Here is a 26,563-nt window from a genome sequence, read left to right as displayed (position 1 = left end):
GAAAATATCCCCCCCGGCCATAATAACCGGGGGATTCTTTTATACAACATCGTATCCTTGTTCTTCCACAACTTCTCTCATTTCCACTTTGTTCGCAGAATCAGCGTGGGAGACTTTCACCTGACCTGTTTCCAAATTGACGTTGACTTCATTCACGCCATCTACCTCTTTCAGTGCTCCCTCAACAGCGCTTTTGCAGTGACCGCAAGTCATACCTTCGATTTTAAGAGTTGTTTCCATCTTTACCATCCTTTCTATTTTTTACTGGAGATCATTTATCCTATAGTTGGAAACCGCTGACAGAAGAGCGGGGATTCCTTAATCCTTTACATCTTCACGCGTTTTAAACGCAGGGAGTTCGTGACAACACTGACTGAACTAAACGCCATGGCTGCACCGGCCACCCAAGGGGCCAGGAGACCGAGGGCGGCGACCGGGATACCTGCTGAGTTATAAGCTAAAGCCCAAAAAAGGTTCTGGCGAATATTGCGCATGGTTTTCCTGCTCAATCTAATCGCCTGGCTCAAGTGAACAAGGTCACCCCCGACCAATGTGATGTCAGCCGTTTCAATGGCCACGTCTGAACCTGTGCCAATCGCGATTCCGATATCTGCCGTTGCAAGAGAGGGGGCATCATTAATACCATCTCCAACCATGGCCACTTTTTCTCCTCGTTTCTGAAGTTCTTTCACTTTGTCTGCTTTTTCCTCCGGTAAGACCTCAGCAAATACGCCATCAATACCGACTTCTTTCGCAATAGCCTCTGCGGTTCTTGAGTTATCCCCTGTGACCATATAAACAGCAAGGCCCATCTTCTTCAATTCAGCAATCGCTTGTTTCGATGTTTCCTTCACTGTATCAGCAACCGCTATATAGCCTCTCATTTCTCCATCAACGGCAATGAACATCACTGTTTTTCCTTCTTGTTCCAGCTCAGCCATTTCTTCTAGATAGGATTCAAAAGCGATATCTTCCCGCTCCATTAATTTTCTTGTCCCAATATCCACTTGTTTACCATCAACGACCGCTTTAACCCCGTGCCCGGGAACGGCTTCAAATTCAGGCGTTCCTGAACGAGTGATCCCCTGTGCTTCCCCGTATTGAACAATCGCTTCAGCCAAAGGGTGCTCAGAAGATTTCTCAGCAGCAACAACGAGGGATAATAATTTTTTATCCTCCTCAAAGGAAATAAAATCGGTGACTTCGGGTTTCCCTTTCGTCACTGTTCCTGTTTTATCTAAGAGGATAGTCGTCAACCGATGAGTCCCTTCTAAATATTCGCCGCCTTTAAAGAGAATGCCCTGCTCTGCCCCTTTCCCTGTTCCAACCATGATCGAAGTCGGTGTGGCTAGACCGAGAGCACATGGACATGCAATGACCAAAACAGCAATCGCCGCTTCAAGCGCGGGCGGCCATTCTCCCGGGGCTATAAATAAGATCCAGATCCCAAAGGTCACAAGCGCTATGCCGACAACAATCGGAACAAAGATCCCTGAAATATTGTCAGCGGTCCGTTGAATCGGTGCTTTGGAGCCTTGGGCCTCCTCCACGATGTTGACAATGCCGGCTAACGCCGTATCTTTGCCCACACGCTCTGCTTTCATATGAATCGTTCCATTCTTATTGATGGTCGAGCCAATGACAGGCTCTCCTTCCTGTTTATCGACCGGGATCGATTCACCTGTAATCATCGATTCATCAATAGACGTCATACCACTGAGCACAATACCGTCGACGGGTATTTTTTCGCCAGGTTTAACAATAAGCTCATCTCCGACCTGGACTTGCTCAACAGGAACTTTCTCTTCTTTCCCTTTCCGAATGACCGTCGCCTCTTTGGCCTGTAAATTCAATAATTTCGTTAGGGCCGCTGTTGTCCTTCCTTTAGCAAGGGCTTCAAACAATTTACCGACAAGAATGAGTGTAATCAATACAGCACTTGTTTCAAAGTACAACTCAGGCATGGCACCTGGATTCATCTCTGCACGGATAGCTTCAACAAGACTGTAAAAATAGGCCGCCGATGTCCCGAGGGCGACGAGAACATCCATGTTGGCACTCTTATTGGAAAGGGCTCTATAAGCTCCTTTGTAAAACGGTGCCCCAATATAAAATTGAACAGGCGTAGCAAGGAGAAATTGAAACCATGGATTCATGAGTATTGACGGAACAGGGACACCAATATCCCAAGGCAAATGGGCGAACATCGTATATAAAAGCGGGAATGAAAGAATGGCGGAAATCCAGAGTTTCCGTTTCTTTTCCTGTATTTCATCTTCCTTTTTCTCTTTCTGTTCTTCACGTGTCTGTTTCGTGACAGCATGGTATCCGAGTTTCTCCACTTTCCTAAGAATGTCATCAACAGAGAGCTGATCCGGGTCATACTCCACGACGCCTGCTTCTGTAGCCAGGTTGATGGAGGCCTCGTTCACCCCTTCTGTCTTATTAAGGGCTTTCTGAATTCTTGTGGAACAGGCCGAACACGTCATGCCCTGAATATCAAGTTCCACCCGTTCTTTCTGGACTCCATACCCAAGCTTTTCAATCCGGGAGGTAATCTCATCAGGTGTGACGGCATCATCATAGCGGATGTTGGCTTTTTCCATGGCAAGGTTGACATTCGCTTCTACACCTTCCATTTTGTTAAGGACCTTTTCGATCCTTGCCGAACAAGCTGAACACGTCATCCCGGTAATACCGACATTCATTTTCTTTTTCTCCGACATATCTCCTCCTCCTTACTTAGAGAATTGCTGGACGACTTTCATTAATTCTTCAATCGCCTCGTCTCCATCGCCGTTCTGAATCGCACCTTTGACGCAGTGATGGGTGTGTCGTTCCATTAGATTGTATCCGACTTTATTTAATGCTTTATTGATTGCTGAAATTTGTACGAGTATATCCACACAGTAGCGGTCCTCTTCCACCATTTTCTGGATGCCGCGCACTTGACCTTCGATTCGTTTTAAACGATTAGTTATTGCTTGTTTCTCATCATTTGTACGCGGTTTGACCGGTTTTTTTCCGCTGTTTTCCGGGAGTAATTCATCTGTCATTCCTACCGCCTCCTTTCAATCATAATATACGGGGTACGGGTATATAAGTCAACAATTATGCTTTTGTTATATTAGTATTTGGTGATGTTTATTTTTTACTCCCTAGGGGTATATAAAATAGGAGGGGATTCTTAACTATCGGACTTTTATTTGCTCTCATTATGACTATCGATATCATTAGGCATCCGCAGATGGTGACGACCATGGATGACGTATAACCGATCAATGGCTGGTTTTTAGGTCCGATCGCATGGTGGAGTAATTTTTGGAATGAGGAAGGAAGAACGCCTTCACAGCAGCTAAAAAAGCGGTTCCCTATCACTTATGGCATTTGAGGGAGATGTTCGGATGGATGGCGCTTGTCCACTTCGTCCGTTTCCAAGACCCACCGCCCCCGAATCAAGCTTCTTGTTTTTTTATGATGGAAACACCATGATTTTAGGTTTCTTTACCAGTATCCTGCTTAATTAGGTCTTAGTAAAAAAAGATTAAGGAAGAAATGTAAGAGGGAAAAACAGTGAGGAGGATAAAATCTCCAAACTATACAAAAGGAGGGCATCCCGAATAAGGGTTGCCCTCCTCTATGTCATACCTTCACTAATGAGCCATTCCCTTAAATAGGTGACATGAGCATCACCCTAAAAGGGTTTTGATCTGTACTTGTGACCATCCTGCTCCATTGATTACAAGATTTCCATTATCAATGGACAAGGGTTTTGGTCATTTTCATATTACGGCGATCCCCTCTCGCTTAAAAAGGGAATTTATTCAACCATTGCCCCCCATCAAGAGTAACAACTTCCCCATTCATGTACGAAGCTTCTTTCGAAAGAATAAACGTCGCAAGTCCAGCGATTTCTTCTGGTGTTCCAAGGCGTCCAAGAGGGACGGAAGCTAACGTACGTTTCGCTGCTTTCTCAGATTGAAATAGTTTTTCTGCTCCCCCTGTCCGTTCAATCGGCCCCGGGGCAATAGCATTGGCACGAATGCCGTATTTCGTCCCCCATTCGACGGCGAGTGTACGTGTCATGGTCAGTACCCCTGATTTAGCGGATGCAGAATGGATAACCCCTGCCCCGGCACCCCAAGCATAAGTAGCAACGATATTCAGGATTGACCCTTTAATTTCATTTTCAATCCAATACTTCCCAACGGCCTGACTGCAGTAGAATGTGCCATTCAGTACGATATTGATGACCGAATTCCATCCATTGGGGGACAATTCTTCTGCCGGTGCGATGAAGTTCCCTGCGGCATTGTTGACCAGGTGATCGATTTGTCCAAAAGCATCAACGGTCTCAGCGACCATACGTTTTGTATCCTCCACTTCGCGAACATCCATTTGTATGGCAAGGACGTTCTCCTCGTTCCCAGCTGCGATTTGTTTTTTCGCTTCCTCTAAACGTTCTACATTACGGCCCGTGATTGCGACTTTCGCCCCTTCTTCGACAAACCTTTTTGCCATATGCAGCCCCATACCACTGGATCCGCCTGTTACGATGACCACTTGATTGTCCATATGTAAAAACCTCCTCTTGATCTCTCTATATTCTATTCCACACCAACAAACTGAATACCTGTTCATTTTTTAAAATAACGGATATTTTTACATTTCATTACACACACACCCATCCTCCCTTGGCTTTTCACATATAAGGACGAAATAGGATCTAAAGAAAAAGTTTCATATTCTCATAAACAGGAATTTTCGACGTATTCTTTCCGTCACCCATGTTATAATGGCGAAAGAATTAAGAGGAGAGACGACATGAAAATAACAAGAAGAACATTTATCAAACGAACACTTGCAGGCATTGGTGCATTAATCGGACTGAACGTTTTCGGGTATTCTTATGCTCGTTATATCGAACCGAACATGCTGGCCATCCGGAACCATGAGATCATCAATCATAAAATTCCACGCAATTTTCATAATTTCAAAGTGCTTCAGTTTTCAGATACACATATTGGTTTTCACTATGAACTCGATGATTTAGAACGACTGGTTGCAAAAATTAATGAGGAAGAGCCGGATCTGATTTTATTCACAGGGGATCTTGTCGATGAGCCCCAAACCTATGCTTTTCCATCGCGGCTTGTGAATATTTTAAAGAAATTAGAAGCACCTAAAGGGAAGTTCTGGATTTATGGGAACCATGATCACGGGGGCTATGGTACAGAAAAAATCCGCAGCGTTTTTGAACAGAGCGGGTTCCAGCTTTTGCAAAACGAACATACTTCCATTACGAATGGTTCAGAATCATTTACACTTGCTGGAGTGGATGACGTTATGCTCGGAAAGCCAGATATCAAACAAACACTGAAAAACGTAGATGAAGAAGCTTTCACATTGGTGATGGTTCATGAACCTGATGTGGCTTCGGAATATCAACACCTCCCGATCGATGTGCAACTATCCGGCCATAGCCATGGAGGACAAGTACAGGTCCCGTTCTTCGGATACCTTGTCACGCCCCCTTATGCGGAACATTATGTAGAAGGTCATTACCCCATGGATAATGGATTGGAGCTTTATGTCAGTAGAGGCATTGGTACAACAAGACTCCCTTACCGTTTTCTATGTCGTCCGGAGATTTCCGTTTTTCATTTAAAAACGGGGGAACACCCATAACCAACTCTTACAGTTTTGTGACAGATTCATCACTCTTCTGTCCTTTTAAAATGGGAATGGTACACTAGAATCAATTTAGAAAGTTGGTCATACGAATGAAGATGAAATTTGGGTTCAGTCTTCTGCTTATCCTTCTTATCTCTGCCGGCTGCGGCTCTAAGGATGTAGAAGAATTATCAGCCATTAATCAACACGGGGAGCAAGTATCCGTACCGAAAGAATATGCGGGAGATTACTGGGTGGCGGATTTTATTTTTACCAATTGTGAAACCGTCTGTCCCCCAATGACTGGCAATATGTCGAGACTGCAGGCGCAGTTACAAGAAGAGGGCCTTGATATCCAGCTGGTATCGGTCAGTGTCGATCCAGAGAATGATACTCAAGATAATCTGCTTGCTTTTGCCGAGAACTATCAGCCGGATTTTGAACACTGGGATTTTCTTACAGGGTACAGCTACCAGGACGTGAAAGAATGGTCGATCAAATCTTTCCAATCGCCTGTCAAAAAAATGGAGGATTCCAATCAGGTGGCACACGGCACAAGTTTTTTCCTCGTCGGTCCTGATGGTAATATTCAAGAAACCTACAGTGGCACAAAAGCGGATTCAGTCACAAAAATTGTCGAAGATCTGAAAAAATTAAAAGAATAGATGAATGTAAAAAGTTGTAAACTACATCGAAGAAAGCTATACTTGAGGGGAAAGGAGATCATAGATGAAAGACAACCCATTAACGAACCGCGATATAGCCGAATCTTTATTCATCGTCAATCGCCACGCGAAAACAGCACCCGAACCGAAACACCTATATGATATTAAAAAGCATACGATTGATAAACTCCTAAAAGAAAACCGCGCAAAAAAGGTCGGACTTCACTTTTCCGACCATCCGAAGTTTAGTCAACAGCACTCGACCCTCCTCATTGAAATTGGCGGTTATTATTTCCACGTGCCTGCGTCAAAGCAAGATTTTAAGCAGGTAAAGCATTTAGGAAAAGTCGACCAATCCTACCGGAATCCAAAACCCAAAAAATCCTTGTCGAGAGCCAAACGTACGCTTTATCAATATCTCAACTGGCAGCCATCGAAGAAACCGGCATACAGTTTCCAGGCCACCTCTCATGGAAGTTTCCTCGGACAGCCTACGGGAGGGCCCTGGAACCAACGCCAAAGAAGACGCCCATAAAGGGAGCCTCTTTTACGGGCTTCATTTCTTTATGAACAAGGAATGGACAAGTGGAGGATGATAAAATGGCTGTTAGTGAAGCAGAAGACTTTTTATATCATTTGAAGAAGTATATGGAATACACGACTGAAATGCGTGCTTCCTATGAACATCTTTCTGATAATCATAAGAAAACCGTTGTTGATTCCTCACCGACAAAGCAAGGTCCGAAACCCTATCAAGACATGCCTACGCTTGGGCACGATGAGCTTTTTGATCAGTTTTGAAATAAAGAATAAAAAACATCCGCTGAAAACAGCGGATGTTTTTTATTTCCCTTCTCTAATGGATAAAGAGACTTTTAAAGAATGTGATGGTCAATAATTTTTACAAGCTCTACGATTTCCGGTTTGGAAACTTGGGCGTCTGCACCAACCATTTCTCCTTTATGGCGCAGGTCATCTGTAATTAAGGAAGAGAAAATCACGACAGGAAGCTGTTTCATCTCTTCCTGTTCTTTCAAAAGACGGGTGAAGTGGTGGCCGTCCATCTGCGGCATCTCGATATCAGTAATGATTAACTGGTATTCTTCTTCGATGGATTTCCCTTCTTCCAACAATGCCTTCAGGTGTTCATAGGCTTCTTTACCATCTTCAAAGCTGACCGTATTGTCATAGCCTGCCCCGCTTAACGTCTCCTGGAGCATGACTCGCAGCATACCCGAGTCCTCGACGATCAGGATTTTCTTTTGAGAACGCTCCCGCTCCCCTAACTCACGCAGCTGCTCTGTATGGATACTTGATTCTGGATGGATATCTGCAACTATTTTTTCAAAATCGAGCAGCAACAGCATTCCTTTCTCCATCTTAATCACACCAGTGATCTGTGTCTCTAATCCTTGGTACATTTTACTCGGCTTTTCGATCTGCTCCCATGAAATACGATGGATTTTTGTCACTGTATGGACATGGAAAACGATTTTGGTCTGGTTGAATTCGGACAATATGAATTTGTCCTGTTGCGGATCTTCTGATGATGCTAAGCCAAGCGCATGGGCAACGTCCACTACTGGAACGACTTCCCCCCGGATTTCAATGATCCCTTCTATCGATTGATGGGAGTGAGGGATCTTCGTGACTGGCTGTGGAGTAAGAATTTCTTTCACTTTTATAACGTTTATCCCAAAACGGTGGGTTCCTATTCTAAATTCAACAATTTCTAGTTCGTTTGTTCCGCTCTCGAGTAAGACCCCCTGGTCCTGCTTCATGAAGCATCGTCCTTCCTATGATCGATTCAACTCTTTATATCGTCTTTTGTAAAACAAAAGTGAAGCCTTTCACCCAAGAATTCATCTTCGTCTATGATATCCAAACAAAAAGCTTGTAGAGAAAGGATAGAATTCTCTACAAGCTGTGCCTATACGTTCATTAATCATTTCTTATAATCAAGTAAACAATCAGACCTACAATTGGGAAAAATAAGGTGCCGATAAGAACAACTAAATTATAAGCAGAACTTCTTCCTTTTCTGACAGAATCCCTGTAGGCCCAAACACTGGTTACAATATTCAAGGCAAGAAGCCCGCCTCCCACAATTAAGAAAGCAAGAAAAATGATGCCGATTTCCATGATGCTCCTCCTCTATTTCCGTTTCTCCTCTTACTATACGAAAAAGAAAAGAAATGGTTTCAAATCAGGCGGCTTTTCTCTTGTTCCGCCTGGAAATTCGCATAAACAATTTGCGAACCCATTTACCTGTTACGTAGGCAAGGCCGTAACTACTAAGGGCGAGAAGGCAGACCGACCAATAATAATGGGGCAATGTCGATTGCGTATCAGACATTGCATATCGGTCCACAAGCTGAAGAAAAACAAGGGCGAGAAGGACACAGGTGATATAGCTTGAGAGATCCTTCCAATGATGAATCATGATCCACTCAATCACCGGTTTGACCACCCACATCAATGCCACCATAAATGAAAAAACGAGACCAAATTGGACATATTCTGGTTTCAACCCAAATACATTCAATAAGTCCTGATCCAGCCATCCGATTGTCTCATCCAAAAACGTTGTATCAAACCAATGCTGAAAATTCATCAATTACCGCTCCCTGTTCTTTTTACCTCCATTATGAACAAGGAAGGAAAAGGATAAACTTACGATGGTAAAAGTTCTGGATGCTTATTTCTCACCCACTTCAACCCTTCCCGACGACTCAATGGGCGGACTTCTATTTCATTTAGAAAACGGATGACCGCTTCAGCATCTGTTTTGCTATATTCACGAAGAGCCCAGCCGATCGCTTTTTCTATAAAGAATTCGTGCTCCTGTTTCAATTTTCCAATCGTTTCAAAAAGAAGTTCAACATCAGTGTTGCCTTTATATTTCAATTGATGAAGAAGGCTCGAACGGCGGAGCCAAAGATGGTCAGATGCTCTCCATTCTTCGGTATACGAACGTAGCTTCTCAGGGTAACGCTGAAAGTATCCTCCACACAAATGGGCAGCAATCCTATCAACTGTATCCCACCAGGGTTTAGTCATAAGCAGCTTCTTATACGTAGCAATACTTTCTTCCGGAGCTTTTTTGATCCCTTTTTCTAAAAGTGCCAATGCTGCATAGTGACATTCCCTCATGGGTTGGAGAAAAAGCTGAACCGCAGTCTTCAGGCGTTCTTCTTCTGTTATATCTTTAAATTCTTTCAAAATCGGGGCCAAAATTTTCTTCTGCTCCGGTGCTTTGATTCCGTAAAAAGGAAATTGATTTTTCATGTATTTTTCCATCGGGATGCGATTTTCTTCATTTTTGTGTTCAGCTAAAGCGGAAGACACCGCCATACAGAACTCAGTCGAACTTTTCATATTTTCGCTCCCACTTGATGGCGGGCAGATGGAACAGCCTGTTCATTTACCTGAAGGAACCGTTCCAGCCGGTCGGCATGAGCGGCTGCTTCTTCATATCCCTGGATATATAAATGATGCAAACGATCGCGGTTTCGCTCAATCCGGCTTACCTTTAAAGGTCGCAGGGGTCGGATAACGAAAGCTTCTCCTGCTTCCTCTGCTTTTTTCACCTGTTGAAGCTGTTGGTTATATCGGATATGTCTTTCCAACAATGCCTTAGCAAATAGCGGAAACTGCTTGTATTTACGGTTCAAATACCAGCCGCCTTTCATCCGCCCTTTGATATACCCATCATTCCTCGTTAAAACGACGACCTGTTTTTTATTGCCATGTTCTTTAGATATTCCTATAGGGATAGGATCCGTTATTCCACCATCCATCAATACATGACCATCATAATGAATACTTGGGGCGACCATTGGCAGAGAACTGGAAGCCCGGATAATTTTAAGCAAACTGTCCCGGTCCGGAAAGCGATCATAATATAAGGGTTTTCCTGTTTTCATGTCTGTAGTGCTCACCACAAATCGGGTTTCTTGAGTTCGAAATGTTTCATAATCAAAAGGAACAAGCTGATTCGGCAGCTTATCAAAGATAAAGTCCATCCCGAATAATTGACGTTTCGTCAACATCCGTTTATAGGATATATATTCAGGGTGGCTGCCATATTCAACAATGACCTTATAATTCCTGCCCCTTTGTTTAGCGACGTAGGAGCTCCCGTTGCAAGCGCCTGCTGAAGCCCCTACCACGTAAGGGATATGTATGTCTTGATCAAGGAAAAAGTCGAGAACACCAGCTGTATAGGCGCCTCGCATTCCTCCGCCTTCAAGGACTAATCCGATATCCTCCATAAAAAACCCCTCCACTTCTCCTTTATTCATCTCTATTTATAGTTTGCCACTTTCTTTTTGAAATGTAAAAAAGCAACCGCTTCTATGCGGTTGCTTTTTGGTGTGATATCATCAGTTTACATAAGCATCGGAATCATTTTTTCTTGCGTGTTTTTCATCTATTTCACGTTCAATTTTTTCGATAGCTTCCTGATCGTTTAATAATTGTTGTTTATTACGATCCACTAAGTCTTCAAAGGAAATGCGTTTAATATTTCTCATTACGTAACTCCTTTCTGGGGCTTCGTTTACATGATACCAAAATTCGAACGGTTCTAAACATGAATTGTTTGAACATTTTGTTAACTTTACATAAAGAAGGAGAATACTCATGGAACATTTGATTAATCCAAAAGTAAAAGATATCGAAATATCAGGCATCCGACGTTTTTTCAATATGGTCTCCCACTATGAGGACATTGTAGCTATGACGATTGGTCAGCCTGACTTTCCTACACCACTTTCTATTAAAAAAGCTGGAATCCAAGCGATAGAGAATAACCAGACCAGTTACACACACAACGCTGGGATGCTGTCACTGAGGAAAGCAATCGAACAGCATGTGCACCATTTTTATCAGCTTTCCTACAAAGCAGAAGAGGAAATCATTGTGACAGTCGGGGCCTCCCAGGCCCTTGATATCACCTTAAGGACCATTATCCGACAAGGAGATGAAGTGCTTCTTCCAGGACCTGTATACCCAGGATATGAACCACTGATCCGTTTAGCCGGAGGTAAGCCCGTCTTCATTGATACGAGTGAAAATGGCTTTAAATTGACAGGAGATCTAATCGAGAAGAACTTGACTTCAAAGACGAAAGCGGTTATTCTACCTTACCCTTCCAACCCAACAGGAGTGACCTTGTCTGAAACGGAACTTCGTGAAATCACCAATGTATTGGAGAAACATAAACTCTTCCTTTTAGCCGATGAAATTTACAGTGAACTTGTCTATGATCAGCCACATACTTCGATTGCCAGTTTCCCTTCCGTACGTGACCAGGTGATTGTCATTAATGGGGTGTCCAAGTCTCACAGCATGACAGGGTGGCGGATTGGCTACCTGCTTGCCCCATCCTGGCTGTGCCGTCATATTCTTAAAGTTCACCAATACAACGTCTCTTGTGCGGCCTCGATCAGTCAGCACGCCGCTCTTGAAGCATTGACTAATGGAAAAAAAGACGCCATCGACATGCGGGAGACATACAAGGAACGAAGGAAGTTCGTTGTGGAAAGGCTCAGCCAAATGGGGCTGGATTATGCCGAGCCTGATGGAGCTTTTTATGTATTTTTACAAATGCCCTTAAACGGAAAAACGACGTTTGAACGTGCTGTCCAACTCGTGGAAGAAGCAGGAGTCGCTCTCGTCCCTGGTGACGCTTTTTCCGAATATGGCCAAGGATATATGCGTCTTTCTTATGCGTATAGTATGGACACATTAAGAAAAGGTCTTGATCGATTGGAACGTTTTATAGCCCTTGATTCAAGCCGTTGATAAAAAGGCCTCTCTCTCATTTAATACAGCAGCCATCCGCATTAAAGCGGCAGTTGGCCACCTACTGATGGAAAACGGATGTACACCCATCTATTTAACGAAAAGCACTCATGATCAGATTCATGAGTGCTTTTCGTTCAGTTTGGTTTATCTTTTTGTACTTCATTCAATAGTGCATCGAGTTGTTGGCTGATCTTCACCGATTCAGCACTCGACAGCCCTTTTTCAAGAGCGACTTTCGTCATTTTTCTCCTCAAAAGTTCCAGTTCATGAATACGAGGATCTTTGTCGGCTACTTGCACCATCGACTACCTCCTGACCTATTCGTTCTCTTTATTATTTTACACTTTTCGTTTCTAGAAGAAAAGAATGTGTGTTCGCATTCCGTTCTTGCACGCAAAAAATTATCTCAACTTTCTATTACTTTGTAAAGGTTATCGATAAATGTTCTGAATATTCGACAAACGTTTGCGCATATATGATAATAAGACGCTGATGTTAAATCTTCGTTAAAAACATAAGGGGTTTCCTTTTCTTTCTGGACCTGTGTGGTAAAATTAAGTACGAGGTATTATATGTTCATGAAGAAAGGAAGATGAGATTGTCTGAACAATCAAAAAAAGAATGGTTGGAATGGTTGAAGGCCATTGCTGTTGCCATTACGCTAGCTTTTATTCTTCGAACATTTTTCTTCGCCACTTCTATTGTGGAAGGGGCCAGCATGGACCCGACTCTTAAGAATGGGGAACGAGTGATGTTCAATAAAATTGTATATTATATCGATGAACCGAATCGCGGCGATATCGTCATTATTGAACGGCCCGTCAAAAGTTATGTGAAACGTGTGATCGGGCAGCCCGGCGATACAGTGGAAATCCGGGACCATGAGTTATATGTGAACGGGGAACAGCAAACGCAGGAATATTTGACGGAGGAAGCTTCATCAGCGACCCGGGATTTTGGGCCTGTCGAAGTCCCGAAAGGCAAATATTTCGTGATGGGTGACAATCGGTCAATCTCCAAAGACAGCCGTAATGGGCTTGGTTTTGTAGAGGAAGAAGAAATCATCGGACGCACAGAATTAATCATCTACCCATTCGATGAGTGGGGGTTAACAAAATAGGTTCACCAATCGCTCATTTATAAGAAATGCCCGTTCAGTTATAACCGGAACGGGCATTTTTTATGTTCTTTGTATTATTTAGATGAGACGATTTTGTCCGGAAGTTGATGAAGGGTCTCAATAAGTTGGTCCAGCTTTCCCTCCACCCGGTGCAGCAAGTAAAAAGTCACCGCTATCGGGAAACCGACATCCGCTAATATGGAGAGCCATGCATCCATAGCCATACCTCATCCTCCTCTTCCTATTAGAAAAAAGGAGCCGCCTCCTTAAGGGCGGCTCTACTTCTTTTTAAAATTCAATTTCCATAATATTGCGTTCAACTATCCGTGCCTCTTTCTTCTCTACAAGCTCTCCACCGCTAGAATAAAAACATCCTTGCGCGATAATCGTGTCCATCGCCGCCGTCACTACGGCAGGATCGGCAGGTTCCACAGGATCATCCAGGCTGATAGTGACAATCTTTCCTTCTTCATTTAAAAATTTCAATTCCAGCTTTTTCATTCGTTTTCCTCCCTAATTAAGATTCAGTCAAGATGGAACGATCATCACGGGCAATATCAACAAGGATATGCTGTTGTAACGGTGATAATGCAACAGCAACTTCATGCAATTGCTCGTTTGTTGCATCTGTTTTAATATTGTTGAATGTTTTGCGTTTTGTTACCATGTTTCCCTCTTCATCCTGCCCTGTGGATAGAACAAACTGTAACCTAGTGTCTACTTTCAGTGTTTGAACAGCCATGTGTGTCACCCCCTCTCACTTTTATAATCGAAGAGAAAAGAGAAAAAGTGTCGTCGGTGATTCTACTTTTTTCAAAAAAGGTAAAAGCGTGAGGGGTTCAACAGACATCGAAAGGAGGACGAAAACTAAAAAAGTCCGAAGGGAAAGCATGACGCTCTCCCCCGGACTTTTTTAGCTGCGTGTTAAGTATTACCCATTATCAAAAATTGTTAACCCAATGAAACCAAGCAGGACAATGATACTAATAAAAAACATTACGATTTCCATCTATGTTCCACCCCTCTTTCTCTGTTCTATGATAGCAAAAAAAATACCATTCTGCTTTGGATATTGTCAGATTTTTGAGGCTCCTTTATTCATGGCCTCAACGTTCCAGTAGTTTACCTTCAAAGAATTAGTGGTGGTACTTACTTTTGGCTCCAATTGGAGGCCTGTTTCTCAAATATTCTATGGTTGGCGGCTCCCCCATGGTCCGGATTAAGGAAAAAATGCCGCTAACACCATCCTTGGAAAACTCATCCATATGGAGTAACCACTCATGCATACTCATTCCCTATTTAGCCATGATAAGGGTGGAGGTGATCGGACATGGAAAAGAAAAATAGCAACCAAGAACGCAAAAAAGAAAGGCGACCGGCTCCCATCCAGCAAGACCTTGGAGTAGACCAGGATGAACAAGCAATGAACGGGGAGTATGGCATGCTGGAAACAGAAGAAGAAGACCGCCTGCATGACAAGGAATAAAAGAGGCAAGCATAGAACTCCTATGCTTGCCTCTTTATTCTTTATAATCGAGCCATTTTTAAACGATGAATGGCGAATAAAAACATCAGCGGGCGGAGCAGTTATCGGCATTTCGGACGTCACTGCACATCCTATTATATCTCTGCTTCTTCCTCTACTGGACATTGACCTTCATCTTCTGTTGATGCTTTTCCCTTTCTGATGGATCAACGACCTTGTCATCATATAAATGACAAGCTACCTGGCGGCCATGCTCTACTTCTTGCCAGACAGGTGCTTTTTCAGCACATACATCCATAGCAAAGGGACAACGGGTCCGAAATACACATCCGCTTGGCGGGTCGATCGGGCTCGGGATTTCCCCTTCTATGATTACTTGTTCTCGTTGATCTTCTATATCAGGGTCCGGAATCGGAATAGCTGATAAAAGAGCCTGTGTATACGGATGCAAAGGCTGCCTATACAAACGGTCACTACTCGTCAATTCAACCATGTGCCCTAGATACATAACCCCGATTCTATCGGATATATGCTGAACCATGGATAAGTCATGGGCGATAAACAAGTAAGTCAACCCTTTTTCTTCTTGTAGACGTTCCAGTAAATTGACCACTTGTGCCTGAACCGACACATCAAGAGCCGAAATTGGTTCATCAGCGATGATGATATCCGGGTCAAGCGCGAGCGCCCTTGCAATCCCGATCCGTTGACGCTGGCCTCCGCTGAATTCATGAGGGTAGCGGTTGGCATGATCTCTGTTCAACCCTACTTCTTCAAGCAGCTCATACACCCGTGCCATTCTTTCCTTATTGGAAGCATAAAGGCGATGAATTTCCATTGGTTCGAGAATGATTTCCGCAACGGTGGATCTTGGGTTCAAGGACGCGTAGGGATCCTGGAAAATCATCTGCATCTGCCGTTTTAACAAAAATTGTTCCTTTTCTGAAAGGTCATGGACATTCTGCCCCTCATAGATTACTTCGCCATCCGTTTGTGTATATAGGTTCATAATGGTCCGTCCGGTCGTGGACTTGCCACATCCGGATTCTCCGACAAGTCCTAATGTTTCTCCTTTATATAGATCGAAGCTAACACCGTCGACAGCTTTTAGCGACTTACCTTTCCCCATCTGAAAATGCTTTTTTAAATTCTTTACTTCCAATGTTTTATGTGGACTCATGAGGACTTTTCCCCTTCCTGCCAATACCTTCTTGCTGCACATTGTTCTTTTTCATAGACGGTTCCTGCTAAATCGATGATCTCAATGCTTTTCCCGACATTCGGGGAATGAAGCATTTTTCCATTGCCATAATAGAAACCAACATGGTGGATTCGTCCTTTCCCTTCTTCATAAGCGAAAAACAAAAGATCGCCTGGCTGGACCTGGTCTAAGGGGATTTCTTTTCCGCCACGGGCTTGATCGGAAGCATCCCGTGGGATTTGATAGTGGAACGCTTTATGCATGTTGTAAGCAAAACCTGAACAGTCGTACCCGTAAGCACTCATTCCCCCCCAGAAATAAGGGAGCCCTACGAAAGATTCACCTGCACGAATCAAGTCTTCTCCATTGCCTTTGGTTTTCTGATCACTTGGAGATAGAATACTCACATCCGCGGACGATACAAAACCTTCCCCATCTGGTGAGAGAACACGAACGAAGGCTCCTTGTTTTTCTACTACGGGAAGAGCGGTCAAATAACTCACCTCCATAACTGGATTCTTTTCTTCATCCAACAACGCTGTATGTTTCCGTTGGACAACTGCTTTTTTCTTTTCCGTCCACTCTTCCGACGTGACTTCTACAATCTGATTGGCCGGTACATATCCCGGATACCCGCGCGCATCTTTACTTGAAGGCTGGGTAGGTACAATCACCTTCGCCCAGCTGTCGGTCCTCTCTTCAAGGAGGACTTCTTCTCCTAGAAGGAGCTGTGACTGAACAAGATTATCGTCGCAAAGCGCCCGTTTGTTCTCGATATTAAGCACCTTCAACCAGTCTTTTATAGAAGCAGATGCTGACAGGCCCTTTTCATCAATCTCCCTTGGGGAATCAGGTGATGTCCAGACTGTTGCTACAGGTACGCGCACTACCCATATGGTATTGGTTGATTTGGTATATGCCATGTTGATGTCCTCCTTGTTCCTTCCAAGTGGTTTAAGAAAGAGCGGCTTCTTCTAAGTCCACATAATGAACACCCAGCCCAGATCCCTCAGAAAAAGTGATGGATGCCTGACTATATACGACACCCCCATGAACGGGATCTCCCGTAAGCATAAGTGGGGCATCAAAGTCTACCCGAGTTATATTTTTTTGACTTGCTGCTAAATGAGCAGCCGCTGTAATTCCAAGTTTGGTCTCAATCATACTCCCCACCATACATTCAACCCCATAGGCTTCTGCCAGGTGATTAATCTTTAACGCTTCATGGATTCCCCCAGACTTCATCAGCTTAATATTGATCAAGTCCGCACTTCTCGTTTCGATGATTCGTTTAGCATCTATACAACTGAACACACTTTCATCAGCCATGATTGGAATGGAAGTATGGTCTGTTACCTGCTTTAACCCTTCGATGTCATGGGCCTTGACAGGCTGTTCCACTAATTCGATCGGCAAATTCTTAGCTTCCATTTTCTGAATAGCATAAATGGCTTCCTTTGGGGTCCATCCTTGATTAGCATCCAGACGAATAGTTATGCTGTCCCCGACCTGACGATGGATTGCCTGGATTCGATCCAGGTCTTTTTCGATTGTATCTTTGCCGACTTTCACTTTAAGGATATGAAAGCCTTTCTCGACATAATCTTCTGCATCTTTGGCCATTTCTCCAGGTTCATTGACGCTGACCGTATAATCCGTCTCAAGCTGATCATGGTATCCGCCAAGCAACTGGTAAAGCGGTAGCTGACATCGCTTTGCGAAACAGTCATACAAAGCGATATCAACGGCTGCTTTTGCACTCGTATTCCCGACACAACTTTGTTGTACCGCTTCGAACAGACGCTCCCTTTTACTCATGGGCTTACCGATGATTCGGGGAGCAATAATTTTCTTAATGGTATGTTCGATACTCTTTAAACTCTCCCCGGTAATCACAACGGTCGGAGGCGCTTCCCCCCACCCGATAGTCCCGTCCTCACATGTCACTTTCACATAAATGGATTCCGCAACAGTGACGGTTCGCAATGCTGTCTTGAACGGGGTATGCAAAGGCACCGAAATGGGATACGTATCAATCGATTGAATGTTCATATTTTCCACCCTTTCTTAATTGACTCCTGCATCGACCACCAGTGACTTCTTTGTACTTGAAAGAGTGGCCATCGTCCCTAATGGAACCGCATAATGGGGCAGACAATGTCCAATTTTAAAGCCGGATAATACAGGTTTATTCATAGAAGTAAAATAATGATCAAAGACTTGAGACAACGAGAGGGTTTCCTTGGTTTTTACAGGTGTTGTTTGACTGAAGTCACCAATGATGATGCCAATAGCTTCATTAAATTTTCCCGCCATCTTTAATTGGTTGAAGAAAGAATCAATGCGATAGGGTTCTTCTCCGACGTCCTCAACTAAAAGCAGTTTTCCTTTTGTATCTATTTCAAAAGGAGTACCAATGGAGTTGACCAGCAGGGATAGATTTCCCCCTACTACTTCCCCTGTGGCTTCTCCCTCTGCATGAATATGTAAAGGTGATTTTACTTCTGTATAATGGATGGCAGTAGGTTTGAAGAGTTGCTGAAACATGCTTTTAGAGACTTCATCGAAGTTCTCAATTCCCACATCCGAGCTCAACATCGGTCCATGAAACGTCACGAGGCCCGTTTGCTGGCGGATAGCGGTATGTAAAAAAGTAATATCACTATACCCCCAAAAAACTTTCGGGTTTTCTTTAATGATGGAATAATCGATCTCTGTAACAAGGCGACCGGTTCCATAGCCTCCTCCGGCGCAAATAATCCCATCAATCTCAGGATCTAAAAACATATGGTGTAAATCTTCTATTCTCTCCTGTTCTTTCCCTGCCAAATACCCATATTTACTAGATACATGGGCGCCGATTTTCACTTGCAACCCTAATTGTTGGTTAAGGAATGGGATGGCCTGGTGTAAATGTTTTAAATCTGGAGGGCTGGCCGGTGCAACGACACCAACTGTATCCCCTTTCTGCAATCGTTTTGGCCGGATCATCATCTTCCCTCCTTTGGAAGGAAAAGAGGCGAACGATTCGCCTCTTTTCAAGAAAGTTATTGTTTATCTGCCCATTTCAGCTCCAGGTAACCAACAGGGTGACGAACGATACCTGACACCTGATCATTTTCAAGGACCACCTGATTATAGAAATGAACCGGGAAGATTGGCATTTCCTCAAAAAGAACTTTCTCAGCTTCATACATTAATTCCCAACGTTTTTCCTCATCCGCTTCGTTTTTCGCATCAGCGATCAACTGATCATATTGTTCATTGGACCAGCCAGTACGGTTCATGGAAGAATCCGTTGTGAAACTCTCAAGAAAGTTGATAGGATCAGCGTAATCGGCTAGGAAGGAGCTACGGGAAAGCTGGTGTTCCAAGCCTTTTTGCGCTTCAAGGAATACATTCCATTCCGCATTCTCCAGTGTGACTTCTATACCTAGATTTTCTTTGAACATTTGTTGAATCGTTTCTGCAATTTTCTTATTATCTTCACTCGTATTATAGGAAAGGGTAATAGCAGGAAGCTCATCGTATCCTTCTTCCTCCATCCCTTCTTCCAATAACTGTTTCGCTTTTTCTACATTAGGTTCGATCAAGTTGCCGTTGTGTTCACGGAAATCTTCACCAGATGGACTTTCAAAACCGTATGAAACAAATCCGAAAGCCGGTTCTTCTTTGTTCTTCGTCACGTAATCTACAATTTCCTGTTGATTGACTGTAAGCGCCAATGCTTTTCTAATTTTCTTATTCTGGAAAGGTTCTTCCGTTACATTGAAACGATAAAATGCGGTCCCCGCCTGATCCTGGATGGATACTTGTTCACTATCCAGCAGTTGTTCAGACATGTCAGAAGGAATTTCAGAGGTATCCAATTCTCCACTTTCATACATTTGATATTCCGTATTGGTGTCATTAACCATCGCCCAATGGACTTCATCCAATTTGACCGTATCCTTGTCCCAGTATTCTTCATTCTTCTTCATCAACATCTCACTATCGTGTTTCCATTCAGCCAGAGCGAACGGTCCATTTCCGACAAAACTGTCAGCTTCGGCATACCATTCCGGGTTTTCTTTCGCCACGGATTCATTAATCGGGAAGAAAGCCGGGTTGGAAATGATGTTCAGAAAATAACCGGTCGGGGAGCTCAAGGTCACTTTCAATTCCTTTTCACTCACCGCTTCCACCATCACATCATCAGCAGATCCTTCTCCATTGTTGTATGCTTCTCCACCTTCAATGAAGTAACCAAGAAACGCGGCTGGTGAAGCTGTTTCAGGGTCCAATAGACGCTTCCAGGCAAACTCATAATCCCCTGCGGTTACATCGTCCCCGTTTGACCATTTAGCATCTTCACGAATGAAAAAGGTGTACTCTGTGCCATCCTCTGACACTTCCCAATCCTCCGCTGTGGCCGGCTGTGGTGTATGATCTTCTCCTAATCGTGTCAATCCTTCCATCAAATTGTTCAAGGCGTTCCATGATACAGCATCGAACCCTTGGGAGGGATCGAAAGAAGTCGGTTCTTCCTCATTATTCAACAAAAGAGTTTTCGTACTTGATTCATTGCTTTCTTCTGAGCTGCCCTCTTCATTTTCTCCTGCACTTTCTGATGCCGTGCACGCGGCTAATACAGCGACAAGTACAACCCCCATTAAAACTGTCCACCATCTTTTCATGTCATGTGCTCCTCTCTATATGTTTAAAATGTTGAAGCCATAAATTTCTTCGCTCTCTCATCCTGTAGCCAGCAATTGACCTCATGCGTTTGGCTCAGTTCCGAATGAAACGGATAAATTTTACTGCAAACTTCCATCGCCATCGGACAGCGGGCCGTAAACGGACACCCTGCTGGCGGGGAGAACAAATCCGGAGGCGTGCCGTCAATCGGGATCAGCTTCTCTCCTTTTTGATCAAGGCGCGGCACAGATTGGAGCAATCCCCTTGTATAAGGATGCTGAGGGGTGTAAAAAATTTCTTTTCTCGTCCCCGTTTCAATCACTTTCCCCGCATACATCACTGCAATACGGTCCGCGATTTTCGCCACCACTCCTAGATCATGGGTGATCAAAATAATCGATACCCGCGTCTGCTTTTGAATTTTTTGGAATAACTGCAAAATCTGTGCTTGAATAGTGACATCAAGGGCCGTTGTCGGTTCATCGGCAATCAACAGCTCTGGTTCACAAATAAGCGCCATCGCAATGACAATACGCTGCCGCATCCCCCCACTGAATTCGTGGGGATACTGTTTCAACCGTTCCACGGGATTGGGAATACCCACAAGGTTCAGCATATCAACCGCCTGATCATTGGCTTCTCTCTTCGAGATGGAACGATGCTGACGAAGCCCTTCAGTCAGCTGATCGCCGATAGTCAGTGTCGGGTTTAAAGCGGTCATCGGATCTTGGAAAATCATCGATATATCGACCCCTCTGATTTTCCTCACCTCTTTGTCAGGTAACTGCGTCATATCCACCCCTTTGAATAAAATGGCTCCCTCTTTGATTTTTCCTGGCGGGGAAGGAATAAGACGCATGATACTGTTAGCCGTCACGCTTTTTCCGCAACCTGACTCCCCGACGATCGCCAGCGTCTCCCCTCGATATAACTCCAGATTCACACCACGGACCGCCTGTACCTCGCCCCCGAAGGTGGTAAAGGATACGTGAAGGTCGCGGATATCCAATAATTTTTCCATAGCTGATTACCTCCTGAGTTTCGGGTCAAGCGCATCCTGAAGTCCATCTCCCAGCACATTGAATGCAAACATAGTGGCTGAAATGAAGAAGGCCGGGAAGAACAACCGCCACCAATCACCGGACAAAATGACCCCAAGCGCATCATTGGCCATCATTCCCCAACTTGCATAAGGGGACTGGATCCCTAATCCTAAAAAGCTTAAAAACGCTTCGGCGAATATGGCTGTCGGTACCGTCAGGGTCATTTGGACAATGATCGGCCCCATCGTATTCGGCAGTAAATTTTTCTGAATAATTCTTTTTGTCTTCGCTCCGAACGATTGAGAGGCCATAACAAATTCGTTGTGTTTCAACTGAAGCACTTGTCCCCTGACAATCCGGGCCATCCCTACCCACCCGGTAACGGTAAGAGCGATAATGATTGTCAAAAGACTCGGCCCCATCACGACAAGCAGTAAAATGACGACAAGAAGATATGGGAGGCCATAAAGGATCTCAATGATCCGCATCATTATATTGTCGGTACGCCCCCCCTTATATCCGGAAAGTCCCCCGTAGGCCACACCGATAAAAAAGTCGATCAGAGCAGCCATCAAACCGACAAATAAAGAAATTCTTGCCCCGTACCATGTCCGTGTAAACACGTCGCGACCTAATTCATCTGTCCCAAACCAATGAGTCATGGAGGGGGCCTGGTTCTGATTCGGTAAATTTTGTGTATCCACGTCATGCGGGGAAACCCATGGTCCGATTACGGCCATAATTCCGAGTAAGATGAGGAACAATAAACCACTCATCGCCAATTTATTCTGCCGAAGCCTGCGCCACGCATCCTGCCAGTAGGAAAGTGAAGGTCGAACAACGGATTCCGCATCATCTGTATTTTTCTTCTTCGGTTGAAACCATTCATCCGGTATGGATGAATGAGTGGGTTGTTCCTTTTCTTTTTGCTCTGGAATCACCTTAGCTCCCTCCTTCTTTGTGCAGCTTGATTCTAGGGTCGAGAATGCCGTAAGCGATATCCACTAGGAATAACATGAATACAAGAAAAGCACTGTAAAAAACGGTAGTTCCCATGATGACAGGATAATCTCGCTGGTTAATGCCTTCCACGAAATATTTCCCCATCCCCGGGATAGCAAAAATCTTTTCTATGACGAAGGTTCCTGTCAAAATTCCGGCAAGCAGGGTCCCCAAAATAGTAACGACAGGCATTAATGCATTTTTCAAAGCGTGTTTGACGATAACCTTAAAGGGAGATAACCCTTTAGCTCTGGCTGTTTTTATGTAATCTTGAGTTAATGTTTCAAGCATGCTCGACCTTGTCAAACGAGCGATAATGGCCATTGGACCGGTGGCCAGGGCGACAATGGGCAGAATCATATGTTGCGGACTGCTCCACGTTGCGGCAGGCAGAATCCCTAAATTAACAGCCAATTGCTGAATTAATAGGGTAGCCAAAACAAAATTCGGAATGGAGATGCCGAGAACCGCTATTGTCATGGCGATATAATCAATGACACCATTGTGCTTTAGAGCGGCAAACACGCCTAAAGCGACACCAGAAATCAGGGCTGTCAGTACCGTCCACACCCCCAGCTCAGCAGATATTGGAAACCCCCTGCTTAGAAGGGAATTCACTGTTTCTGTCGGTTGTTTAATAGAAGGTCCGAAATCCATAGTTACAATTGATTTTAAGTACAGGACATATTGAACAATTAAGGGTTCGTCTAAGTGATAGTGAGCTTCCAAGTTTCGCTGCACAGCTTCATTGGTGGTCCGTTCTTCATTGAATGGGGAACCGGGAAGCAGGTTCATTAAGAAAAAAGTGAGGGTTGCTATGATGAAAACGGTGACAACCATGTATAAAAAACGCTTAAGTATGTATTTCGCCACAACTTCTCCTCCTAGCTGGATGTGGTCTGCATCGCAAGCTCTGTCATGACGAGCATGGCTTGGTATGCTTCCAGGATGTCTTTGGCCCTGAATCGTACGGTCGTCGAATTTGGTTCCAAATCTGTGCCAGGCATTAAGTTCGCCCATTCGGCTTGTCCATAATTCATAAATTCAATCCGTAATGTAGGATAATCCGGTGGAACCAGCGGTTCTACCCGGGTTCGATTCTGTAAAGCCTGAGCGGTTCGTTCCTCTAATAGTTCTCCGGCTTTTTTCGGTGTTAAACTCTTAACCGCTGATCGGGAGATCGTCTCCTTTACTGGGGCAGTGACAACATTTGGAATCAATGCTTCCGCTTCCTGTGCCGCACAATCATCCCCTGCCACCATCAGCACAGGCACACCATAGTAACCAGCCACATAAGCATTGAAACCAAGTTCTCCTACGGGTGTATCGTTTATGTAAAAATTTCGAACCCCAAACGTCATCGAATGGGATAAAACGCCTTTTTGAGCAGCACGGGCATGATACCCTACAAATAAGGCACCCGAAAAAGAATCATCCAATCCCTGAACCATGGAAAGGGGCTTTACGCTTCCAGTAATCAAGGTTGCATCCGGATGGATTTCATCAATGAGTAAATTATTCATTTTCGAATGACTATCATTAACAAGCACTTCATCGGCTTTATTTTCCATGGCCGACCGGATGACATAATTGGTTTCCTCCGTCATTATTCTTCTTGCTCGTTCATAATTGTGTTTGGAAGAATCGACAAAAGTGTAATCTGGTACACCTGTAATCCCTTCCATGTCGACTGAGAGGTACAATTTCATGATGACTTTCCCCCTTCACTTTTGGTAATATTGTTAATTTTCTCATAATTTTATCAATCGCAGACAAATTTTGCAAGTGTGCTCTTTAGCCCCAAAGTAAGCGTGAGTTTTACATGCACAAAAAAAGACGCCTCTCCTTGATGAGTGGCGCCTCTTTACTAGTGGATATGAACCCTCTTCCGATCTCTACAATAGGCGGATGTGGGTGATTTTTGATTGGGGATTGCTTTTCAAATGGTCTTCCCGTGCTTTTTCTTTGTGGGACGCAAAAACAGGTACTTTTTTTACAACCCCTGTTTTCGCTTGATAGTAAATAAGGTATTTTTCTGCCATTCTAGTCTCCCTTTCCTGTACGATTGTTGCTACAAGTATTCGCAAGAGATGACAGAAATATACATCTATGTTGTTCCTACGAAAAAGGAGATCGTATCCATTGGTTTTTGCACATCTGTCTCACTGCATTTTTGCAATGATCTGCTGTTTTTCCTGATCTGTAACGAAATGGCGATGATTGAACACTTGATACCCGTTCTTCCTGACTTTTTTCAGGATGGCCCTGTACATTTTTGCAGCGCCGCCAACAGGAGTTCGGGAATACAAAGGGTAAGCCTTTAATGTATCCATCGCTCTATCATAATATATCTCTGCCTCACTCGCGAGCTCTTCCCACATGTGTATGAATGGCTTGTTCACTTTCTTTTCTTTCAGGTCCACGAATGTGTATCCGTACTTTTCCATTAATTCCTGAGGTAAGTATATTCGGTCGATTTCCATATCCTCACCGATATCTCGTAATATGTTTGTCAGCTGCATCGCATAGCCAAGTTCAATGGCCCCTTGCTTTAATGAAGTTATTTGCCTTGGCGCGATAACAGGAAGAAGCATTAAACCTACGGTACTCGCAACGTGATAACAATAATGCAATAGGTCATCTTTCGTCCGGATTATATGAGGATAAAGGTCCATCCGCTGTCCTTCAATCATGGCATAATAAGGCTCTGAATCAATGGAGAAGTTTCGGAAGACATCATCTAATGCCAGCCAGCAAGGATCATTCAGCGCTAATTTCCCCTCCATGAACGCATCGAATTCATCGGCGAACACTTCTAGTCCTTTCTTAGGTTCCACACCTTCATCTACAATATCGTCCACTCGACGGCAAAAGGCATAAATGGCCCACACAGCTTTCTTTTGTTGTTTTGGCAGCAACATGAAGGCTCTCGAAAAGGTTTTAGAATGCTCTTCGATTAATTTGCGACAATAGTGGTATGCTTGGTTCAAGTCCGACATTACTAAACACCTCGCTTGTAATTATGCCTTTCTCCCTCCCAAAATTGCAAATAATCGGCCAGCATTTGTGTGCCGTGCATCACTCGCTGGGATGTATGGATGCCCCTTTGGCAGCAATATTTCAAGGGGTACGGAGGAGTTTCGACCGAAACACGCCGGATGGAAACAGCGACTTCTTTATCTATCGCAAACGCCGGTGATTAGCTGACAATCGGTATTACCAGTGCTTGGCCGATGACAAGGTCACCAGGAGTCTCCGGTTTAGGGTGACCTGTCCAGGGATTTTGAATTTATACAAACGTGTTATCTGTTTCTGCTGTAAAATGGTGACAGGTAAGAATAAGGATAATTAAGGGAAACGAGGGGATAATACCAACGAAGGAGGGATGGTTATGTATTCAAATCAAAGGATTTCCGGACCCTATTTCCCCTCGCATACCACACATTCACCCCCTCACAACCAATATACGAATGAACAATTAAATCATTGGTGTGAGGAGCTCGATCAATGCGAACACCATCAAGAACAACAGTCAAACAGCATGCATCAAAAAAGTAAGATCACAAAGCTTTCTCCTCCGACCTTTTTGAATTAGTGGAAATGGGTTAATGACCATACACGACTGCCCTTCCGTGCATAGGCTACAAATGTAACAACAGGAGGTGAGCTTATGTACGGAGGCTATCCTTACGGAGGAAGAAAGTGCCACAGACCACGACGTTACGGCAACGATTTCGCCTTAATCGTCGTATTGTTCATCCTATTGGTCATTGTAGGCGCAGCATTTTATTGCTAATGAAAGCCAAGTAAAACCGAGTGGGGCAGAAGATGTTCAGCTATGTTCACGGGGCCCATCCGCAACATTCATTGAACACCCCGCTTCCT

Annotated in this window: 33 protein-coding genes; 8 read left to right on the top strand and 25 right to left on the bottom strand. The window is 44.1% G+C overall.

Annotated features, from left to right (window positions below):
- Positions 1 to 39: 39 nt before the first annotated feature.
- The 4 genes from BLW54_RS07770 to fadH all read right to left on the bottom strand — a co-directional run bounded on the left by BLW54_RS07770 (position 40) and on the right by fadH (position 4,575).
- Complete coding sequence (locus BLW54_RS07770; RefSeq protein ID WP_074733833.1) at positions 40 to 240, bottom strand: cation transporter; 201 nt, start codon at positions 238 to 240, stop codon at positions 40 to 42.
- Between the two features lie 86 nt (positions 241 to 326).
- A complete protein-coding gene (locus BLW54_RS07765; protein WP_074733831.1) occupies positions 327 to 2,726 on the bottom strand; it encodes a heavy metal translocating P-type ATPase in 2,400 nt (799 codons plus the stop codon).
- Positions 2,727 to 2,738: 12 nt separating this feature from the next.
- On the bottom strand, positions 2,739 to 3,056 hold the full coding sequence (locus tag BLW54_RS07760) for a metal-sensing transcriptional repressor (RefSeq protein WP_035505691.1): 318 nt from the start codon (positions 3,054 to 3,056) through the stop codon (positions 2,739 to 2,741).
- Between the two features lie 751 nt (positions 3,057 to 3,807).
- Positions 3,808 to 4,575 carry a 2,4-dienoyl-CoA reductase gene (fadH, locus tag BLW54_RS07755; RefSeq protein WP_074733829.1) on the bottom strand — a complete coding sequence of 256 codons (768 nt, stop codon included), beginning with the start codon at positions 4,573 to 4,575 and terminating at the stop codon, positions 3,808 to 3,810.
- A gap of 249 nt (positions 4,576 to 4,824) precedes the next feature.
- Between fadH and BLW54_RS07750 the strand changes: the two genes are divergently transcribed.
- From BLW54_RS07750 to BLW54_RS07735, 4 genes are all read left to right on the top strand, one after another.
- Positions 4,825 to 5,688 carry a metallophosphoesterase gene (locus BLW54_RS07750; protein ID WP_074733827.1) on the top strand — a complete coding sequence of 288 codons (864 nt, stop codon included), beginning with the start codon at positions 4,825 to 4,827 and terminating at the stop codon, positions 5,686 to 5,688.
- 95 nt (positions 5,689 to 5,783) lie between these two features.
- Positions 5,784 to 6,338, top strand: a complete 555-nt coding sequence (locus BLW54_RS07745) for an SCO family protein (RefSeq protein WP_074733825.1) — start codon at positions 5,784 to 5,786, stop codon at positions 6,336 to 6,338.
- Positions 6,339 to 6,402: 64 nt separating this feature from the next.
- Positions 6,403 to 6,873 carry a YkyB family protein gene (locus tag BLW54_RS07740; RefSeq protein ID WP_035505700.1) on the top strand — a complete coding sequence of 157 codons (471 nt, stop codon included), beginning with the start codon at positions 6,403 to 6,405 and terminating at the stop codon, positions 6,871 to 6,873.
- A 65-nt stretch (positions 6,874 to 6,938) separates the two neighbouring features.
- The gene (locus BLW54_RS07735; protein WP_074733823.1) at positions 6,939 to 7,139 is read left to right on the top strand and encodes a hypothetical protein; all 201 of its coding nucleotides are present in this window, start codon (positions 6,939 to 6,941) and stop codon (positions 7,137 to 7,139) included.
- A gap of 74 nt (positions 7,140 to 7,213) precedes the next feature.
- Here BLW54_RS07735 and BLW54_RS07730 read toward each other — a convergent pair whose 3' ends face one another.
- From BLW54_RS07730 to BLW54_RS07705, 6 genes are all read right to left on the bottom strand, one after another.
- A complete protein-coding gene (locus BLW54_RS07730; protein ID WP_074733821.1) occupies positions 7,214 to 8,119 on the bottom strand; it encodes a chemotaxis protein in 906 nt (301 codons plus the stop codon).
- 160 nt (positions 8,120 to 8,279) lie between these two features.
- Entirely contained in the window at positions 8,280 to 8,480 is a 201-nt protein-coding gene (locus tag BLW54_RS07725) for a PLDc N-terminal domain-containing protein (RefSeq protein ID WP_035505707.1), read from the bottom strand.
- Positions 8,481 to 8,544: 64 nt separating this feature from the next.
- Positions 8,545 to 8,952 (bottom strand): hypothetical protein, encoded by a 408-nt coding sequence (locus tag BLW54_RS07720; protein ID WP_074733819.1) that lies wholly within the window; start codon positions 8,950 to 8,952, stop codon positions 8,545 to 8,547.
- Between the two features lie 59 nt (positions 8,953 to 9,011).
- The gene (locus tag BLW54_RS07715) at positions 9,012 to 9,716 is read right to left on the bottom strand and encodes a DNA alkylation repair protein (protein ID WP_074733817.1); all 705 of its coding nucleotides are present in this window, start codon (positions 9,714 to 9,716) and stop codon (positions 9,012 to 9,014) included.
- Positions 9,713 to 10,612: a patatin-like phospholipase family protein gene (locus BLW54_RS07710; protein WP_074733815.1), complete on the bottom strand. Its 900-nt coding sequence runs from the start codon at positions 10,610 to 10,612 to the stop codon at positions 9,713 to 9,715. The genes BLW54_RS07715 and BLW54_RS07710 overlap by 4 nt, the downstream gene beginning before the upstream one ends.
- 111 nt (positions 10,613 to 10,723) lie before the next feature.
- Positions 10,724 to 10,873, bottom strand: a complete 150-nt coding sequence (locus BLW54_RS07705; protein ID WP_074733813.1) for an FbpB family small basic protein — start codon at positions 10,871 to 10,873, stop codon at positions 10,724 to 10,726.
- 109 nt (positions 10,874 to 10,982) lie between these two features.
- On the opposite strand from BLW54_RS07705, the gene BLW54_RS07700 reads away from it, so the two are divergent.
- Positions 10,983 to 12,146 (top strand): aminotransferase A, encoded by a 1,164-nt coding sequence (locus BLW54_RS07700; protein WP_074733811.1) that lies wholly within the window; start codon positions 10,983 to 10,985, stop codon positions 12,144 to 12,146.
- A gap of 137 nt (positions 12,147 to 12,283) precedes the next feature.
- Here BLW54_RS07700 and BLW54_RS07695 read toward each other — a convergent pair whose 3' ends face one another.
- The gene (locus BLW54_RS07695; RefSeq protein ID WP_139254145.1) at positions 12,284 to 12,451 is read right to left on the bottom strand and encodes an aspartyl-phosphate phosphatase Spo0E family protein; all 168 of its coding nucleotides are present in this window, start codon (positions 12,449 to 12,451) and stop codon (positions 12,284 to 12,286) included.
- Between the two features lie 296 nt (positions 12,452 to 12,747).
- Here BLW54_RS07695 and lepB point away from each other — a divergent pair, with 296 nt between their 5' ends.
- Entirely contained in the window at positions 12,748 to 13,269 is a 522-nt protein-coding gene (gene lepB, locus BLW54_RS07690) for a signal peptidase I (protein ID WP_035505715.1), read from the top strand.
- Positions 13,270 to 13,343: 74 nt separating this feature from the next.
- Here lepB and BLW54_RS07685 read toward each other — a convergent pair whose 3' ends face one another.
- The 3 genes from BLW54_RS07685 to BLW54_RS07675 form a co-directional block, all read right to left on the bottom strand.
- The gene (locus BLW54_RS07685) at positions 13,344 to 13,487 is read right to left on the bottom strand and encodes a YvrJ family protein (protein ID WP_074734118.1); all 144 of its coding nucleotides are present in this window, start codon (positions 13,485 to 13,487) and stop codon (positions 13,344 to 13,346) included.
- Positions 13,488 to 13,557: 70 nt separating this feature from the next.
- Positions 13,558 to 13,770, bottom strand: a complete 213-nt coding sequence (locus BLW54_RS07680; RefSeq protein ID WP_035505716.1) for a DUF2922 domain-containing protein — start codon at positions 13,768 to 13,770, stop codon at positions 13,558 to 13,560.
- Between the two features lie 16 nt (positions 13,771 to 13,786).
- Entirely contained in the window at positions 13,787 to 14,011 is a 225-nt protein-coding gene (locus BLW54_RS07675; RefSeq protein ID WP_035505718.1) for a DUF1659 domain-containing protein, read from the bottom strand.
- A gap of 588 nt (positions 14,012 to 14,599) precedes the next feature.
- Between BLW54_RS07675 and BLW54_RS20410 the strand changes: the two genes are divergently transcribed.
- On the top strand, positions 14,600 to 14,755 hold the full coding sequence (locus BLW54_RS20410) for a DUF4021 domain-containing protein (protein WP_139254143.1): 156 nt from the start codon (positions 14,600 to 14,602) through the stop codon (positions 14,753 to 14,755).
- A gap of 154 nt (positions 14,756 to 14,909) precedes the next feature.
- On the opposite strand, the gene BLW54_RS07660 is transcribed toward BLW54_RS20410, so the two are convergent.
- The 11 genes from BLW54_RS07660 to BLW54_RS07615 all read right to left on the bottom strand — a co-directional run bounded on the left by BLW54_RS07660 (position 14,910) and on the right by BLW54_RS07615 (position 25,677).
- Positions 14,910 to 15,935: an ABC transporter ATP-binding protein gene (locus BLW54_RS07660; RefSeq protein ID WP_035505720.1), complete on the bottom strand. Its 1,026-nt coding sequence runs from the start codon at positions 15,933 to 15,935 to the stop codon at positions 14,910 to 14,912.
- Positions 15,932 to 16,879, bottom strand: a complete 948-nt coding sequence (locus tag BLW54_RS07655) for a C40 family peptidase (protein WP_074733807.1) — start codon at positions 16,877 to 16,879, stop codon at positions 15,932 to 15,934. Before BLW54_RS07655 ends, BLW54_RS07660 begins: the two co-directional genes overlap by 4 nt.
- A 31-nt stretch (positions 16,880 to 16,910) precedes the next feature.
- The gene (locus BLW54_RS07650) at positions 16,911 to 18,008 is read right to left on the bottom strand and encodes a dipeptide epimerase (RefSeq protein WP_035507530.1); all 1,098 of its coding nucleotides are present in this window, start codon (positions 18,006 to 18,008) and stop codon (positions 16,911 to 16,913) included.
- Between the two features lie 15 nt (positions 18,009 to 18,023).
- Positions 18,024 to 18,950, bottom strand: a complete 927-nt coding sequence (locus BLW54_RS07645) for a S66 peptidase family protein (protein ID WP_074733805.1) — start codon at positions 18,948 to 18,950, stop codon at positions 18,024 to 18,026.
- A gap of 53 nt (positions 18,951 to 19,003) precedes the next feature.
- Positions 19,004 to 20,632, bottom strand: a complete 1,629-nt coding sequence (locus BLW54_RS07640) for a peptide ABC transporter substrate-binding protein (RefSeq protein WP_074733803.1) — start codon at positions 20,630 to 20,632, stop codon at positions 19,004 to 19,006.
- A gap of 23 nt (positions 20,633 to 20,655) precedes the next feature.
- Positions 20,656 to 21,654: an ABC transporter ATP-binding protein gene (locus tag BLW54_RS07635; protein ID WP_074733801.1), complete on the bottom strand. Its 999-nt coding sequence runs from the start codon at positions 21,652 to 21,654 to the stop codon at positions 20,656 to 20,658.
- A gap of 6 nt (positions 21,655 to 21,660) precedes the next feature.
- Positions 21,661 to 22,614 carry an ABC transporter permease gene (locus tag BLW54_RS07630; RefSeq protein ID WP_074734114.1) on the bottom strand — a complete coding sequence of 318 codons (954 nt, stop codon included), beginning with the start codon at positions 22,612 to 22,614 and terminating at the stop codon, positions 21,661 to 21,663.
- A gap of 4 nt (positions 22,615 to 22,618) precedes the next feature.
- Positions 22,619 to 23,551 (bottom strand): ABC transporter permease, encoded by a 933-nt coding sequence (locus BLW54_RS07625; RefSeq protein WP_139254139.1) that lies wholly within the window; start codon positions 23,549 to 23,551, stop codon positions 22,619 to 22,621.
- Positions 23,552 to 23,562: 11 nt separating this feature from the next.
- The gene (dppA, locus tag BLW54_RS07620) at positions 23,563 to 24,387 is read right to left on the bottom strand and encodes a D-aminopeptidase DppA (protein ID WP_035505732.1); all 825 of its coding nucleotides are present in this window, start codon (positions 24,385 to 24,387) and stop codon (positions 23,563 to 23,565) included.
- A gap of 186 nt (positions 24,388 to 24,573) precedes the next feature.
- Positions 24,574 to 24,720, bottom strand: a complete 147-nt coding sequence (locus BLW54_RS20675) for a hypothetical protein (protein WP_167358794.1) — start codon at positions 24,718 to 24,720, stop codon at positions 24,574 to 24,576.
- A gap of 120 nt (positions 24,721 to 24,840) precedes the next feature.
- Positions 24,841 to 25,677, bottom strand: coding sequence for a phytoene/squalene synthase family protein (locus BLW54_RS07615; RefSeq protein WP_074733799.1), 837 nt, complete (start codon positions 25,675 to 25,677; stop codon positions 24,841 to 24,843).
- 671 nt (positions 25,678 to 26,348) lie between these two features.
- On the opposite strand from BLW54_RS07615, the gene BLW54_RS07605 reads away from it, so the two are divergent.
- Positions 26,349 to 26,474: a YjcZ family sporulation protein gene (locus BLW54_RS07605; RefSeq protein WP_074733797.1), complete on the top strand. Its 126-nt coding sequence runs from the start codon at positions 26,349 to 26,351 to the stop codon at positions 26,472 to 26,474.
- The last annotated feature ends 89 nt before the right edge of the window (positions 26,475 to 26,563 follow it).

This window comes from Halobacillus karajensis, from assembly GCF_900108515.1.
GTDB lineage: Bacteria > Bacillota > Bacilli > Bacillales > Halobacillaceae > Halobacillus > Halobacillus karajensis.
The sequence above is the reverse complement of the archived record's forward strand: the minus strand, read 5'-3'. Positions and strand labels throughout refer to the sequence as shown.